Origin of the sequence: Bacillus sp. K2I17, assembly GCF_002209985.1 — a bacterium.
GTDB classification, from domain to species: Bacteria; Bacillota; Bacilli; order Bacillales; family Bacillaceae_G; genus Bacillus_A; species Bacillus_A wiedmannii.
On sequence record NZ_NJGF01000127.1, the window covers coordinates 1 to 1,031 of the forward strand.

At 36.0% G+C, this 1,031-nt stretch carries 1 protein-coding gene; it reads left to right on the forward strand.

The genetic code is table 11. The annotated features are described in order from the left end of the window. Positions 1-149 precede the first annotated feature (149 nt). On the forward strand, positions 150-1,031 hold an 882-nt coding region (tnpB, locus tag CER22_RS31050; protein ID WP_088610507.1), incomplete at its 3' end, for an IS200/IS605 family element RNA-guided endonuclease TnpB.

A 1,031-nucleotide genomic window follows, 5' to 3' on the forward strand; every position in this document is an offset into this window, starting at 1 on the left:
GAAGTGAGTAGGTGGGAGATGAATTGGCTTCGAACAAGGGATGGCAGGAAGCCATCTTAATTGTTCAACATAGGTAAAGTGTTACTTCACTATCCATCGAATATACGTTCGGTGTATAATAGTCATACACCGAAATGGAGGTGAATCAAATGATAATTAATAGAGCCTTTAAGTTTCGTATCTATCCAAATCAAGCACAAGCAATTCTAATTAATAAAACGATAGGTTGTTCTCGCTTTGTATTCAATCATTTCCTATCCCTATGGAATCACGCATATAAAGAAACTGGAAAAGGTTTAACATATAATACATGCTCTGCCAAACTTCCTGCCATGAAGAAAGAGTTTGTTTGGCTCAAAGAAGTGGATAGTATTGCGATTCAGTCGTCTGTTCGCAACCTTGCGGATGCGTATACACGCTTTTTCAAAAAACAAAATAGTGCCCCGCGTTTCAAATCCAAGAAGAATAACGTACAATCTTATATCACAAAACAAACAAATGAAAACATTGCCATTGTAGGAAACAAAATAAAATTGCCAAAACTAGGTCTTGTTCGATTTGCCAAAAGTCGTGAAATAACGGGACGTATTGTAAATGCTACGGTTAGACGGAACCCTTCCGACAGATACTTTGTGTCATTGTTAGTCGAAACAGAAGTACAAGAACTTCCGAAAACAAGTTCGTACATTGGAATGGATGTAGGATTAAAAGAGTTCGCCATTTTGTCAGATGGAACAACCTATAAAAATCCGAAATTTTTTCGATTATTAGAAGAGAAATTGGCGAAAGCACAGCGTGTTCTTTCTAGAAGAATGAAAGGGTCTTCTCGTTGGAATAAACAACGAGTAAAAGTAGCTAGAATTCATGAATACATATCAAATGCTAGAAAAGATTACTTAGACAAAATCTCAACTGAAATCATTAAAAACCACGATGTTATCGGTATAGAGGATTTGCAAGTATCAAATATGTTAAAAAATCGTAAGTTAGCAAAAGCAATTAGTGAAGTATCTTGGTCACAGTTTCGAACC